Consider the following 14,732-nt stretch of genomic DNA (forward strand, 5'->3'; position numbering starts at 1 on the left):
CCGCCAGAATGGATTTGGATTTACGGCGGAAAGCTCTCCGCGCCGCGGAGGGCCTCCTGTTTTTGTATTGTGATTTTGGGAGGATCGAATGAGAAAAGGCTATATCCAGGCGGCATCTGTGCTGACAGCGGCGCTCATGCTTCTTAGCGCCTGTTCGGCTCCGGGGACAGAGAGTACGACGGAAACTGCAAAACAGACTGAAAAAGCGGAGGAAAACAAAGGTCCGGCCTGTGCCTTTGAAGGCGCGGATTCCGGAGAGATGTCGGCGGACAATTCTCTTCTTCCGAAGACCTTAAGGGATCTTCCCGAGGCAGCAGAGGATGAAGTGAGAGCCTTTATGGAGGACAGCGATGAGAACACGGTTCTTGTAGACGCAAGGGCGGAGGAGTTCTATTCCGGATGGGGAGAGGGCGATGGGAAGAGCGGGGGACATCTGAAAAATGCCGTTCTCTTCTCTTCCCGCTGGCTGGACTGTCCCTATTCCGGGAAGGCAGAGCGGAAAGCCTATCTGGATCGGAGCATGCAGGAGCAGGGGATCATAAAGGGGAAAAAGCTGATTGTCTACGATAGGTCAGGGGAAGAGGCGAAGCGCGCCGCAAATTATTTCCTCTCTGAGGGAATGGAGAACATCGCGATTTTCCACGCGGATGGGCTTTTGGAGGAGGGGAGGAATGAATCCTACCCGGGCTATGAGCATTTTGTCCCGGCAGCGCTGGTGAAGAGCGTTTCCGATGTGAAAACGGGAGCGGCTCAGAAGCTCTCGGCGGAAGCGGAGGCGTTGTTCGGGACAGACCCGTCGAAGATCATTTTGATCGATGTAGGCTGGGGAAATGCAGAGGAGTCCACGTATCTTAGCAAGGGACATGTCCCCGGGGCAGTACACATCAACACGGACAGCTATGAAAGGCCGAGGGTCTATGTGCCGGAGAAAAGATCGGACTACGCGAAGGAATGGAGGCTGATTTCCCTCCCGGAATTCAGGGACAGCCTGTGCCCGCAGTATGGAATCCGGAAGGATTCTGTCGTGATTCTCACGGGGGATGCTACGGACCCGCAGGCGAGACTTGGCTTTTTGCTTCGTTCGCTCGGAGTCAAGGTATATGTGATGAGCGGAAAGCTCTCCGCATGGACCTATGCCGATTATCCTCTCGACAGGGGGAGTGGCAGCCTGGTCATCCCCTCATCCGCGGAGGACTTTGGCTCGGATCAGATCGAAAATCCGGAGGAGATCATCTGGATGGACGAGGTAAAGAGGATTCTCTCGGGGGAGGAAGAGGGGCAGATCGTCGATAACCGCAGCGAAAAGGAGTGGAAGGGAGAGTACTCCGGCTACGATTACCATGACCTTGCGGGAAGAATTGACAAGACGATATGGTGTCTTGAAAATGAGGAGAAGGCAGGAGAATTTTTCGAGAATGTGGATGGGACTCCCAGAACGCAGGCGGAGCTTCGAGCCTATATGGAAAAGAGCGGCATTGACACGGGGAAGACGACGGCATTCTTCTGCGGTGACAGCTGGGGAGCGGCAAAGATAGCCTACTGGTGTCAGGCAGTGGGGCTTGAGAATATCAAAGAGTGGGGAGAAGGCTGGATCCCCTGGTCCAATCTGGGAAATGAATTTATCGATCACAGTGGGAGAAAGGTACACTATGAAAAATACAGAGATACTGTCCTGGATGAGGATGGAAAGGATGTGCGGGACGGCGTGAATATTCTGGACAGTGTGGAGAAGAAGGATTAGAGGTGCTGCCCTGCAGATCGAATGAAGCATGGGGATTCGACCCGGATGGGGGACTTCGACTCTGCGTCCGGTCGAGCTATCCTGAGGGCGTTGCTCGGAAGGAAAGCATTCCGGCGGAATTACGGACGGTCTCTTCCGTGAAATGTGTCTATTGAAAAAAAGAGGACTGTGCCCTGCCCCGGGATTTAACGGAGCGGGTTTTTTTTATTTTGTCTGAGTGCCGCTTTCATACCTTTGCCCGATCTGAACGCGTGGAAGAGCCGTCCAATCAAAGGGATGATTTTGGCTATGAAGGAAGCAATAATCTTTCTAAAAGCCGGAAAGAGCGGAAGGAGGCAGAAGCTAAGCATGAAAGCGAAGCGGCTTATCTCCTATCCGGGCAGCAGGACGAAATCCGGGCTTGACAGAATGACAAGTTGTCATTATACTGGGAAAAGTTCAAAAGATGACAACTTGTCATCTAAAAAAGGGGGAGAAGATGCCAAGCGAGCGTTTTCTAAAGTTGGAGAAGGAAAAGCAGGAGCGGATCATCAGGGCAGCGCGGAGGGAGTTCTCCCATGTGCCCTATGAGCAGGCTTCAATCAACAAGATTATCCGCTGTGCAGGGATCTCCCGCGGAAGCTTCTATACCTACTTCGAGGACAAGGAGGATCTTCTCGCCTATATTTTTCAGGAGGAGGAGAGGTTGGCAGCGGCCTATCTCCAGGAGAGGATGGAGGAGTACGAGGGGGATATCTGGCTTGCCGTGCACAGCTGGCTCAGGAGGCTTGTCGAAGCGAAGGAGAATTTTCTCGTGAAAGAGAGTCTTCGCATTCTGAGCTATGCGGGGATTCCCAGAAGACTGGACCTTATCAATCGAAAGGATGCGAAGCGCGAGTATGAGCGCGTCCTTCTCGACTGGCTTCTCAGGCGCACGAGCCCGGCATCTCTCGGAAATGCACCGGAGGAGGAGCGGATTGTCCTGTTTAAGGTGATGTTCAGCTCCGCTCTCATCACGCTGCTTCGCATCTATACCTATCCCGAGGGGATGAAGGCGGAGCTCAGGGAATTTGATATCCTCATGGGAATCCTGAAGCGTGGCTGCATGTCCGCCGATGCTCAGCCATAAGGAGGATCCTGTCGTATTAAGAGGCAGGGTCGGTGAATGTCGGAGGCGATTGCGTGAGGGAAAGGGGCTGAAACGATCAGCCCTTCTGTTTTGAGAACTGGTGATGCTTTGCCATGGGGCGAATCCTATTTGTCTGAAAGAGGAGCAAAATGGTATGAAAAAGATCATGAAGGTTTTGATTGGAACAGCAATCGTCGCCTGCCTGGCGGCGCTGATCGCGGCCAGAATGCTTGCGCCGAAGGAGGAGCTTGAGACGAGGGAGCTCCCGATCGTCAGCACGGGGAAGCCGGAGAGGGGGAGTATCGAGACCACAGTCTCCCTGATGGGGAAGGTCGCGCCCTCTGATACCTACTGCGTCCTTCCGAAGGCCGCGGGAGAGCTCCGGGAGGTCTATGTGAAAAACGGGGACATCGTCAAGACGGGGGACAAGATCGCGGCGATCGATAATCAAAAGCAGATTGATGCGGCAGCTTTCTCACTGGAGCAGGCGTCAGCGCAGGAGAGAAACGCCCAGGATACGGCAAACCGCATGGCCGCTCTCCGGCAGTCGGGGGATATCTCCGAGCAGGACTATGAGAGCGCGAGAACGGCGGCGGAGGCCGCTTCGGCGGCGGTGAAATCCGCCCGCCTGAACTATGATACGCAGGTGGAATTCTCGACGGTCACTGCTCCGGCCTCGGGGACCGTGCAGAACAGCACGATGAGCAGGAATGCACTGGTATCTCAGAGCACGCAGCTTTGCTCGATCGCGGCCTCCGGCGGAAAGATCGCGAAATTCAATGTGACAGAGGATCTTTTGGGGAAGCTGAGCCTGGGAAAGAGCATCAGCCTGGAGAAGGAGGGCCAGAGCTACAGCGGGAAGATCACGGAGATCGGGAGCGCTGCAAGTCCTGAGACCGGACTTTTCCCGGTGAAGGCGGCGCTGGAGAATGCGGAGCTTCTCCCCGACGGCGCCTCCTGCAAGATCAGTCTGGTCTCAGAGAGGGCGGAGGACGCGGAGCTGATTCCCCTGGACGCAGTCTATTATTCCGCGGGGGAGCCCTATGTCTATCTCTACCAGGACGGGAAGGTCGTTCGAAACCCCATAGAGCTCGGAATACAGAATAAAGATCATGCGGAGGTGCTGTCCGGACTGGATGAGAACGCTCTCGTAGTGCTGAGCTGGAATAATGAGATCTATGACGGCGCCCTCGTGAGGCTGTCCGGGGATACGGGGGAGAGCGGAAGCTCTGCCTCTCAGAGCGAATAGAAGGGGCCTTCGGATTTTGAACCGCGGGGCCCCCTGATATAGAAAGAAAGCATCGGGGGAACGAGTCTTGCCAAAAGATAGTGCGGGACATGCTTCCCCGGAATGGAAGGCAGATAGGAGATAAGTATGAGTTCTATCACAAAGCTTGTTCTGAGGCGTCCGGTCACGACCTTTCTCGCCGTTCTCTGTCTCATTTTCTTCGGCTTTATGTCGATCCTGAATTCAAAGCTCGAGCTGATGCCCGATATGAATCTCCCGTTGATTCTCATCACAACCAGCTATCCCGGGGCTTCCCCGACGGATGTGGACAAGCTGCTGAGCAAGCCGATCGAGGAGAAGGTCGCCGCTCTTTCCGATGTCAAGAGATATACCTCGACCTCTGCGGAAAACCTCTCTATGGTTGTCGTTCGCTATAATTACGGGACCAATATGGACAAGGCCTACGATCAGCTGAAGAAAAAGATTGATGAATTAAAGCCCTCGCTTCCGAAGGACGCGAAGGAGCCAAGTTACGTCGAGATGAACATCACAGACAGCTCATCCATGGATCTTGCGGTTGAGAACAATGCGCAGGAAAACATGTACAACTACGTGAAGAATACGATCTCGCCGCAGTTTGAGAAGCTCTCCTCCGTGGCTTCTGTCGATCTATCCGGGGGGAGGAAGCAGTATGTGCAGATCCGGCTGAGCCCGGAGAAGCTCGAGCAGTATCATCTCGATCTCTCAAAGCTCTCCGATATCATAAAGAATGCGGACTTCAGCTATCCCGCGGGGGAGACCGGCGTGGGATCGCAGGATCTTTCTGTCACGACGACAGAGGATTTCGATACGGTCGAGAGCCTGAAGGAGCTTCCGATTATCACCGGGACCGGAGACAGCATCTATCTGAAGGATCTCGCCACCGTGAGGACGGCGCTTGAGAAGCAGAGCTCGATCGGGAGATACAACGGCTCCGATACCGTGATGCTCGGCCTGAAAAAGACGCAGAGCGAGTCTGCGGTCACGCTCTCAAGGGGGGCAAAGAAGCTGATCGCGGAGCTGGAGAAGGAGGATCCGAATCTGAAGATCTCGGTGATCAACGATGCCGCGGACAGCATCCGGGACTCTCTCTCCAGTGTGTTTCAGACGATGCTCATGGCGGTCGCGATCTCCATGGCGATCATCCTTCTCTTCTTCGGGGACTGGAAGGCCTCTCTGATCGTGGGGACCTCGATCCCGATCGCGATTCTCGGAGCGCTCATCTTCATGTGGGCTATGGGCTACAGCATGAATATGATCACTCTTTCCGCCCTGGTCCTCGGTGTGGGGATGATGGTGGATAATTCCATCGTCGTGCTGGAGGCCTGCTTCCGCTCCATAGACAAGATCGGAGACAGCGGGGATGAGGCGAGAAGACAGGCGGCGATTCGCTCCGTGGAGACGGTGGGAGGCTCTGTATTCGGCTCTACTCTGACAACCTGCGTGGTCTTTCTGCCCCTGGGCTTTATGAAGGGGATCAGCGGACAGTTTTTCAAGCCTCTTGGCTTTACGATCGTATTTTGTATGCTTTCCTCTCTGATCTCCGCGCTTACGATCGTGCCGCTTTGCTACAGCATCTATCGCCCGAAGGAGAATGAGAAGGCACCCGCCTATCGGGGGATCCGGGCCTTGCAGGAGGGCTACCGCAATGTGATCGGGAGGCTTCTGAAGCATAAGCCTCTGGTCGTCATTACGACGATCCTGCTCCTCGTCCTCTCGATCTTCCTCGCGACCAAGGTAAAGACAGAGCTCATGCCGCAGACGGATGAAGGGATTGTGAGTATCTCCATCACGACAAAGCCGGGGCTTAGGATCGAGGAGCTGGATAAGATCCTGAAAAAGACGGAGGCGCTCGCAGCCTCGGATTCGGATACGGAGCGATATATGGTGCGGAGCAGTTCGGATGCGAGGAGCCTTCTCTTCGGGGAGAGCGGATCGAGTGTGACGGCCTATCTGAAGAAGAAGCGCTCCGTGAGCACGAAGAAAAAGGCGGAGCTCTGGCAGAAGAAGCTTTCGGATATGACGGATGCCTCAATCCGCGTGAAGTCCTCGAGCAGCATGTCCTATATGTCAAGCGAGCAGCCGAATTATGAGGCGATCCTGAGCGGGACGGATTATGATAAGCTGAAGGAGATCTCGGACCGGCTGGTTTCGGAGCTTCGGCAGAGGGAGGATCTGACCGCTGTTCATTCCAGCATGGAGAACGCGGCCCCCATTCTGAAGGTCCGTCTGGATCCGATCCGCTCCGCCGCGGAGGGGCTTTCGCCGATCCTTGCGGCGCAGAACCTGAATCTTCTCCTCTCCGGCACGGAGGTGATGACGATGAAGGTGGACGGGGAGGATGCCTCCGTCATGCTGGAGTATCCGAAGGAGGACTATGACAGCCTGGAGAAGCTTAAAAATATCATGCTGAAGACAGCGCGGGGCTCTTCCGTAAAGCTTCAGAATATCGCGGATATCAGCTTCTCGGATTCCCCGGCTTCTATCTACCGCGTCGATCGGAAGTATCAGCTCACGATCACGGCGGATTATACGGATAAGGCGACGAAAAATACAAAGAAGCAGCTGGATGAGGAGCTTATTTCAAAGTATCTGGATCATGATGTGAGTAAGACGAGCAGCGTCTCTTCGCAGAGCATGGACGAGGAATTCGGAGCACTGGGACTTGCGATTTCCATCGCGGTCTTCCTGGTCTTCATCGTGATGGCGGCGCAGTTCGAATCCATGCGCTACAGCATCATGGTCATGACGACGATCCCCTTCTCCCTGATCGGATCCTTCGGCTTCCTCTGGCTCTTTAATGCCACCCTGTCCATGAACTCCCTGCTCGGCTTTCTCATGCTGGTCGGAACCGTCGTAAACAACGGCATCCTCTACGTGGATACGGTCAACCAGTACCGGAGAGAAATGCCATTTCAGGATTCCCTGGTCGAGGCGGGGGCGACGAGGCTTCGCCCGATCCTCATGACCACGCTGACTACGGTTCTGTCCATGCTCCCTATGGCCGCGGCCTTCGGACGAAACGGAGAGGTCATGCAGGGCCTCGCCCTCGTGGATGTCGGCGGTCTGAGTGCCTCCACGATACTGGCACTCCTGCTGCTTCCGGTCTACTATCATCTTCTGAGCAGGAAGAAGGAGCGTCAGCCCTCGTAGATGGGATGGGCAGCGCTGAGGGAGAGAACGGTCCGAAGGACCTCCTCTTTGCTCTTCTCAAAATCCGCCGCGGTTTTCCAAAGACATTCCGCGATTGGCTCCATTTCCGCTTCCGTGAAGCCTCTGGAGGAGATCGCGGCGGTGCCGATCCGGACGCCGGAGGTGATGAAGTGGGGGCGGGGATCGTTCGGAATCGCGTTTCGGTTCAGCGTGATGTGCACCTCGTCGCAGCGGTCCTGGAAGTCCTTCCCGGAGAGCCCCGGGAGATTTGTGAGATCGAGGAGCATCAGATGATTCTCCGTCCCGCCGGAGACGAGCCGGAAGCCCCGCTGCATAAGGTCCTCTGCGAGAGCCCTGGTGTTTTTCAGGATCTGCCTCTGATAGTCCGAAAACTCCGGCTTCAGGGCCTCTCCGAAGCAGATCGCCTTTGCGGCGATGACATGCTCAAGAGGCCCTCCCTGAGAGCCGGGGAAGACATTTTTGTCGAGCTGGAATCTCTCCGCGGTCTCCCTGTCGGAGAGGATGAGTCCCCCTCTCGGGCCCCGGAGCGTCTTATGCGTCGTAGTGGTCGTCACATGGGCATAGGGGATGGGGGAGGGGTGAAGCCCCGCCGCGACAAGTCCGGCGATATGGGCCATGTCGACCCAGAGGATCGCGCCGCAGCGGTCTGCGATCTCCCGGAAGCGCCGGAAGTCGATGATCCTCGGATAGGCGGAGGCGCCGGCGATGATCAGCTTCGGTTTCAGACGGAGCGCGGTCTCTTCGATTTCATCATAATCCAGGAAGCCGGCCTCATTGATCCCGTAGGAGCTGACGGAGAAATAGCGTCCGGAGAAATTCACGGAAGAGCCGTGCGTCAGATGTCCGCCCGCATCGAGGGACATACCGAGGACCTTGTCCCCGGGATTACACAGCGCCATCATCACCGCCATATTGGCCTGAGCACCGGAGTGCGGCTGTACATTTGCGTATTCGCAGTGAAAGAGCTTCTTCGCCCGCTCGATCGCGATGCTCTCGATCCTGTCCACCACAGAACAGCCGCCGTAGTAGCGCTTCCCGGGATAGCCCTCTGCATATTTATTCGTGAGGACACTCCCCATCGCCAGCATCGAGGCGGCGGAGATGATATTTTCAGAGGCGATCAGCTCGATGTTCTGCTGCTGTCTTTCATACTCTTTCCGGATCTCTCTCCCGACCTCCGGATCCGCTTTTTCGATATAGTCCATCACTTCCTTAATCATGGCTCCCTCCTCCCCTCCCTGAAGCGGTAATCGCTGATGATAAGCTGCAGGGATTTCCTGCCATTATACTCATGGATCTCCGGATAGTAAACGATATCCATGAGCCTTTTTTCTCCGAGCTCCCGGAGAAAGCGGTCTCCGTCGGAAAATAGAATCGCCTCCGCCCTCCTTCCCTCCCCGGAGAGAAGGAGAAATTTTACGGCGTTCCGCTTCTGGCCGAGGACCCTGACGGAGAGAATCCGGAGCGCCCTCTCCGCGAAGCGGGGCTTTTCGTTGCCCTTTCCGAAGGGCTCCAGGCGGGAGAGCTCCGTGATGAGCTTCTCCGTCACATAGGAAAAGGGCATCGCAGCGTCGATCCAGAGCTTCTCCTTGAGCTTCTCCGGCGGAATCTCCGCATCCTTATTCAGAGCGGAGCGGAGAGCGTCGATCTTATCCTCGCGGAGGGAGAAGCCCGCTGCCATCGGGTGTCCGCCGAAGCGCTCGAGGAGCTCCTTTTGCTCTGCGAGCTTATCTGCCATCGGGTAGCCCTCAATGGATCTTCCGGAGCCCTTGGCCATGCCCTCCTCCTGTGCTCTTGTGACGATGAAGCTCGGCCGGTAGTAGCGCTCCCGGACTCTCCCTGCGACGATTCCCGCGAGACTTTCGTGGAGCTTTGGAAGATAAAGGAGCAGGACGCTTCTGTCTTCCTTCTCCTCTTCCGCCTGCCGGAAGGCCTCCTCGCAGGCCTGCTTCGTCATGGCCTTCCTCTGCTCGTTCAGCTCCTTCAGCTTTTGGGCGAGCGGCTCTGCCTCCTCCGGGCTCTCCGAGAGAAAGAGGCGGAGGGCGGTCTTTGCGCTCTCAAGCCTCCCCCCTGCATTGATGCAGGGACCCAGCACAAAACCGAGGTGATAGGCGCGAAGGGGGGAGAGTCCGGAGAGACCGCTCTGTGAGAGGAGAGCCCGGAGGCCGGGATTTTCCGGATCCGAAAGAGCCTGGAGACCGTATTTTACGAGGATGCGGTTTTCCTCCCGGAGAGGCATCACATCACATACTGTGGCAATGGCGGCAAAGGGGAGGAGCCTCATCCCCTCCTCCTCCGCGATGTTTTTCATCTGGTAGAGGAGGAGCAAAAGCTTCCAGGCCACTACCGCGCCGCAGATCTCGGGAAAGGGATAGCGGCTCCCCTCTCTTTTGGGATCTACGACGGCGAGAGCCTCCGGCAAAAGCTCCCTCCCCTCCGAATCCCTCGGGATATCGTGGTGATCCGTCACGAGTACCGGGATGCCGAGCTCCTTTGCATAGGAAAGCTCCTCTCTCGCGGAGATCCCGTTGTCACAGGTCAGGATCAGTCCGACTCCGTCCTCCTTTGCCCGGCGGATGATTTCCCGGTTGATCCCGTAGCCGTCCCGGATTCGATCGGGGATTTCATAGTCCAGATTTTCACTCAGGGCGGAGAGGCCGCGGTAGAGGATATAGGCCGCGCATACGCCGTCTACATCATAGTCCCCCACGATGCGGATCCGCTTTTTCTCCGCCAGTGCCCGATTTAGTATATTCGCAAAGCGGATGGCGTCCGGGAGGAGGAGGGGGGAGGGGAGCTCCGAGAGGGGAGCGGAGAGAAAGCTTCGGATCTCCTCCTCCGTATGGAGCTCCCGGTTTCGAAGGATGCGGACGGTCACAGGATCAATCCCGAGCTTTTCGGAGAGCTCGGAAAAATCCGCCCGCTTTTGATAGAGGTACCAGTCGCGCTTTGCCTCCTTCATCCTGTATAAGCCCCCTTCCCCTTTATCTCTTCATAAGCTGCCTCTGCCGTCCTCTCTGCCCTTCGCTTAGGCGGCAGAGAATATTTTAGCACAGGCCGGGGGATTTCTGTCAATATCTCTGCTTTTCGCCGCCAAAATACGCCGCGAAAATGCCGCCAAAGCAGTGGAAAATGGAAGAGAACGATGCGGAAGAGCGAAAAAGATGCGGAATAGGACAGAACATGCTACTATAAGGAAAGCAAAAGCAGGAGGGATGTCATGGAAAGAAATTCTGTCAGTTTTTCGGAACACGCGATGAGGCCGTACTTTACAAAGCTTATGATCGCGCTTTTTGTCTATGAGCTCACATTTCAGTTCGGCGCGGGCTTTGTCTCTCTCTTGGGGACGGATCTCTTTCGGAATATGTATTTTGCGATGATACTTTCCGGCGTGACGGCTCTGCTCTTTGCCTTTTTGATCCTGGGCTTTCAGGCGCATCCCGTCCCCCTGGAGCGCTTCCGCATCCGGACCATCGTCTACTACAGCTTTCTCTTCTATGGAGTACAGCTTCTGACTATGATTCTGGATTTTCCGATAGAGGGGATTCTCAAGGCGATGGGCTTCAGTCTGGAGGCCGCGAGGGAAGCCGCGTCCGGGGGGGATGTCGGGGACATCTGGCAATGGATCTACTCCATCCTCATGGCCCCTCTTTTTGAGGAGCTTCTTTTCCGGGGACTTTTCTTCGGATATCTGAGGCGCTATGGGAGGCTGTTTGCAATCCTGATGAGCGCGCTCTTTTTCGCGCTCATGCATGCCAATGTCTTTCAATTCTTTCTGGCGCTTTTTCTCGGCATCGTTCTCGCTGATATCAGAGACCGCTATGGGATTCACTGCTCGATCCTTCTCCACCTCATCAATAACCTCTTCGCGATTTTAGCGAACCATTTTTCGGAGAAGGGCTTTCTCAGTATCCTCTATCCCCTCGTCCTGCTCATCGGTGCGGTGGTGCTCATCGTCAGTCTGGTCCGAAGCTTTGTCCCCTTTCTCCGGGAGCTGAAAGCCGAGCAGAGCTTTCACTGCTGCATCAGCCGCTTTTTTACTACGATCCCGGTCGATCTCATGATTTTGGTCTTTCTGGGACTCGCCGCCCTGAATCTAAACTGACGGACTCTAAACTGACAGGCCCTTATTATTTCAGGGGCCAAAATCCAAAGGTCCAAGGAGAAGACCGGTGCGGAATGCACCTTTTCCCGCCGGGAGGAACAGAAAAGAAAGGAGGCCGCACTTGCTGGAAAAAGTAAATCTTGAGGAAAAGCTCTCCAAGGAAGTTTACCGCGCGGAGATCGAGAGGCTTAAGAGGGCGCTCACCGCGCTGGATGCGCCGCTTCGTGCGGCCGGGCTCCCCGTCATTATCCTCTTTGAGGGGTGGAGCAGCGCGGGAAAGGGGCTCATGATTCAAAAGCTCATCCAGAATTTCGATCCCCGCTGGTTCACGGTTGTGAATACGCAGCCTCCCACGGAGACAGAGCTCCGCTATCCCATGCTCTGGCGCCACTGGCAGACGATTCCGGAGGAGGGACAGCTCTCGATCATGGACCGCTCCTGGTATCAGGAGGTATCGACGCTCCGGCTGAAAAACGGGATCCCGGAGGAGAAAAACCGCGCGCACATGGACGACATTCTCCGTTTCGAACGGACGCTCACGGACAATGGCTATCTCATCCTGAAGTTTTTCCTCCACCTCCCAAAAGAGGAGATGGAAAGGCGTCTTACCAAGCTCGCCGAAAATCCGGATACCTCCTGGAGGGTGTCGAAGGCGGACTGGAAGCGGGTGCATCATTACCGCAGGTACCAAAAGTGCTATGATCTCATGCTGGAGTACACAAACTCCGCCTCCGCCCCCTGGCATATCTTTTCCGGAGTGGACAGGAGGGCGGCGACTGTCGGGATTTTCCGCGCACTGCTCTCCTCCGTACAGGAAAAGCTCGCGAGGCTTCCCGGGGAGAGGGCGGCGCGGAAGATCTCGGCGGAGCATATCGATGCGGGAGATTATCGTTTTATCCCGATGCCTACACTCTCTGAAACCGATCTCTCCGTAAAGCTGGATGAGGCAGAGTACAGAGCATCCCTGAAAAGGGAGCAAAAGCGTCTCTCGGAAAATCACAACCGCCTCTATCTGCACAGGATTCCGCTTCTCATCGCCTATGAGGGATGGGATGCCGCGGGGAAGGGAGGGAATATCAAGCGCCTTTCCGCTGCACTGGATCCGAGGGGCTATATCGTCCATCCGATCGCGAGCCCCTCTCCCGAGGAAAAAAAGCGCCACTTTCTCTGGCGCTTCTGGAAGAGGCTTCCGAAGGACGGACACATCGCGGTCTTTGACCGGAGCTGGTACGGAAGAGTCCTCGTGGAGCGGATCGAGGGCTTCTGCGAGACAGCGGACTGGCAGAGGGCTTATCGGGAGATCAATGATTTCGAGTGCGGGCTCTGGCAGTGGGGAGCAGTGATCGTGAAATTCTGGATCCATATCTCCAATGAGGAGCAGCTTCGGAGATTTGAGGCCCGGGAGAGGATACCGGAAAAGCAGTGGAAGATCACGGAGGAGGACTGGAGGAACCGGGAGAAGTGGCCGGAATATGAGAGCGCAGTGGATGAGATGCTCCGCAATACCTCCACGGACTTTGCCCCCTGGCATATCCTCTCCGGAAATGATAAGTACTATGCGAGAGTGCAGGCCCTTCGGGCCGTCAATGAGGCGATCGAGAAGAGGCTTGGCTGAAGCGGGGAAACGCTGAGACTGCCTCCCTCTTTATGACAGCAGGTCTGGTTCCGTCCGGAAACGGAGGAAAAGCGGAGCGGATCCGTGTTTTCAGGCGAAGAAGAAATGCCGGAAATTCCTTGTCGGAAGCTCCGGCATTTTTCTTTTCTTTCGATGGATTAAGAGGAAGCGGTCGCTCCGTTTAGGAAAAAATTTCCGCAAAACAGCGGATTTCACCAGAGGAAATTCCCCTTGTCTCAAATTGACACATTCTGTGCGGATTATTTATTGCAGATCCACCAGTTTTGTGCAAATAAAACTATTATTGTATATTTAAAACGCGAGAAATGCATTATTTTGACAAAAATTATTGAAAGAGCATGTCCGGAATCCTATAATGATGACATCAAAACAGAGGGGATTGAGGAGGGAAAAGGAGTGTCCGAAAGAGAAGAGAAAGCATTTTGCGACATTTTGGCCTTCGAACTGAAAAAGGCGCTCGGCTGCACAGAGCCGATCGCCATCGCATATACCGCTTCCGTAGCAAGAAGAGCTCTCGGAAGGCTTCCGGATCAGGCCCTGGTGAGATGCAGCGGAAATGTGATAAAGAACGCCAAAAGCGTATATGTCCCCATGGGGGGAAGGCTGAAGGGAATTGAGGCAGCGTGTCTGCTCGGGGCGGTCGGAGGAAATCCGGACGATAAGCTCGAGGTACTCCGGGGAATCCGGCAGGAAGACATCGATCTTGCAAAGGAGCTGATCCGAAGAAAAATCTGTCTTGTGGAACAACTGGATAGCGCAGAAAAGCTTCACATTATCGTCAGTCTCAAGAGCGGAGACGATACCGCGGAAGCCTGCGTGCGCCACACGCATACCGGACTGTATCGGCTCAGCAAAAATGGAGAAGTCCTCTTCGATCGGGAAACAGGAGCCGAGGGAGAGGAGAAGGAGCCGGAGTATCAGGAACTGGATCTGGAGTCGATTCTCCGCTTTTCGGAGGAGATCGATTTTGAGAAGTCCATGTATGGGAAAAGGATCAAGGAGCTCATCGAGGAGCAGATCCGCTGCAATACGGCGATTTCGGAGGAAGGGCTGAGACGAAGCTATGGCGCAGGCATCGGAAGAGCGCTTTTCAGGAACAATGCGGAGGATGTCAAGCTCCGGGCAAGGGCGATGGCGGCCGCGGGATCGGATGCCAGGATGAATGGCTGCGATCTTCCGGTGGTAATCAATTCGGGGAGCGGAAATCAGGGAATCACCGTCTCTCTTCCGCTCATAGAATACAGCAGATATTTAAAGCTTTCCCACGAAAAGCTGCTCCGGGCTTTACTGCTCAGTAATCTCACGGCGATTTATCAAAAGCATGAGATCGGGCGTCTCTCCGCATACTGCGGTGTCGTGAATGCGGCCGCCGGAGCGGGTGCGGGAATCAGCTATCTTCGGGGCGGCGGGCTGCGGGAGATCGAAAATACCATCATCAATACTCTGGAAAATATCTCGGGAATCGTATGCGACGGCGCGGGGGAATCCTGTGCGGCGAAGATCGCAAGCAGCATAGATGCGGCCATTATGGGAAGCGATATGGCCATGGAAGGAATCCGCTTCTCCCGCGACGACGGAATGGTAAAGGATAACTTCCGGAAGACGCTGGACGGAGTGGTAAAGCTCGCAAAGGAAGGAATGAGGGAAACGGATCAGGTGATTTTGGATATTATGATCCATGAAACATGAAACATGATTAAG

Annotated in this window: 9 protein-coding genes; 7 read left to right on the plus strand and 2 right to left on the minus strand. The window is 55.4% G+C overall.

From position 1 onward, the window contains the following. Nucleotides 1–88: 88 nt before the first annotated feature. The 4 genes from HMPREF1986_RS11690 to HMPREF1986_RS11705 all read left to right on the plus strand — a co-directional run bounded on the left by HMPREF1986_RS11690 (nt 89) and on the right by HMPREF1986_RS11705 (nt 7,269). A complete protein-coding gene (locus tag HMPREF1986_RS11690; RefSeq protein WP_021775063.1) occupies nt 89–1,741 on the plus strand; it encodes a sulfurtransferase in 1,653 nt (550 codons plus the stop codon). Nucleotides 1,742–2,219: 478 nt separating this feature from the next. Further along, nucleotides 2,220–2,849 carry a TetR/AcrR family transcriptional regulator gene (locus HMPREF1986_RS12685; protein WP_081688489.1) on the plus strand — a complete coding sequence of 210 codons (630 nt, stop codon included), beginning with the start codon at nt 2,220–2,222 and terminating at the stop codon, nt 2,847–2,849. Nucleotides 2,850–3,003: 154 nt separating this feature from the next. Continuing rightward, on the plus strand, nt 3,004–4,098 hold the full coding sequence (locus tag HMPREF1986_RS11700) for an efflux RND transporter periplasmic adaptor subunit (protein ID WP_036600542.1): 1,095 nt from the start codon (nt 3,004–3,006) through the stop codon (nt 4,096–4,098). Between the two features lie 126 nt (nt 4,099–4,224). Then, a complete protein-coding gene (locus HMPREF1986_RS11705; RefSeq protein WP_021775068.1) occupies nt 4,225–7,269 on the plus strand; it encodes an efflux RND transporter permease subunit in 3,045 nt (1,014 codons plus the stop codon). Here the strand turns inward: HMPREF1986_RS11705 and glyA are convergent. Both glyA and recJ read right to left on the minus strand, forming a co-directional pair. Then, nucleotides 7,257–8,510 (minus strand): serine hydroxymethyltransferase, encoded by a 1,254-nt coding sequence (glyA, locus tag HMPREF1986_RS11710; RefSeq protein WP_021775069.1) that lies wholly within the window; start codon nt 8,508–8,510, stop codon nt 7,257–7,259. The two genes, HMPREF1986_RS11705 and glyA, sit on opposite strands and share 13 nt — an antisense overlap. Further along, nucleotides 8,507–10,252, minus strand: coding sequence for a single-stranded-DNA-specific exonuclease RecJ (gene recJ, locus HMPREF1986_RS11715; RefSeq protein ID WP_021775070.1), 1,746 nt, complete (start codon nt 10,250–10,252; stop codon nt 8,507–8,509). Before recJ ends, glyA begins: the two co-directional genes overlap by 4 nt. A 258-nt stretch (nt 10,253–10,510) precedes the next feature. Here recJ and HMPREF1986_RS12690 point away from each other — a divergent pair, with 258 nt between their 5' ends. The 3 genes from HMPREF1986_RS12690 to HMPREF1986_RS11730 all read left to right on the plus strand — a co-directional run bounded on the left by HMPREF1986_RS12690 (nt 10,511) and on the right by HMPREF1986_RS11730 (nt 14,720). Continuing rightward, entirely contained in the window at nt 10,511–11,395 is an 885-nt protein-coding gene (locus HMPREF1986_RS12690) for a CPBP family intramembrane glutamic endopeptidase (RefSeq protein ID WP_021775072.1), read from the plus strand. 121 nt (nt 11,396–11,516) lie between these two features. Further along, a complete protein-coding gene (gene pap, locus HMPREF1986_RS11725) occupies nt 11,517–13,010 on the plus strand; it encodes a polyphosphate:AMP phosphotransferase (protein WP_021775073.1) in 1,494 nt (497 codons plus the stop codon). Between the two features lie 417 nt (nt 13,011–13,427). After that, nucleotides 13,428–14,720: an L-cysteine desulfidase family protein gene (locus HMPREF1986_RS11730; RefSeq protein WP_036600578.1), complete on the plus strand. Its 1,293-nt coding sequence runs from the start codon at nt 13,428–13,430 to the stop codon at nt 14,718–14,720. The last annotated feature ends 12 nt before the right edge of the window (nt 14,721–14,732 follow it).

It is taken from the genome of Oribacterium sp. oral taxon 078 str. F0263 (assembly GCF_000469565.1).
Taxonomy (GTDB): domain Bacteria; phylum Bacillota; class Clostridia; order Lachnospirales; family Lachnospiraceae; genus Oribacterium.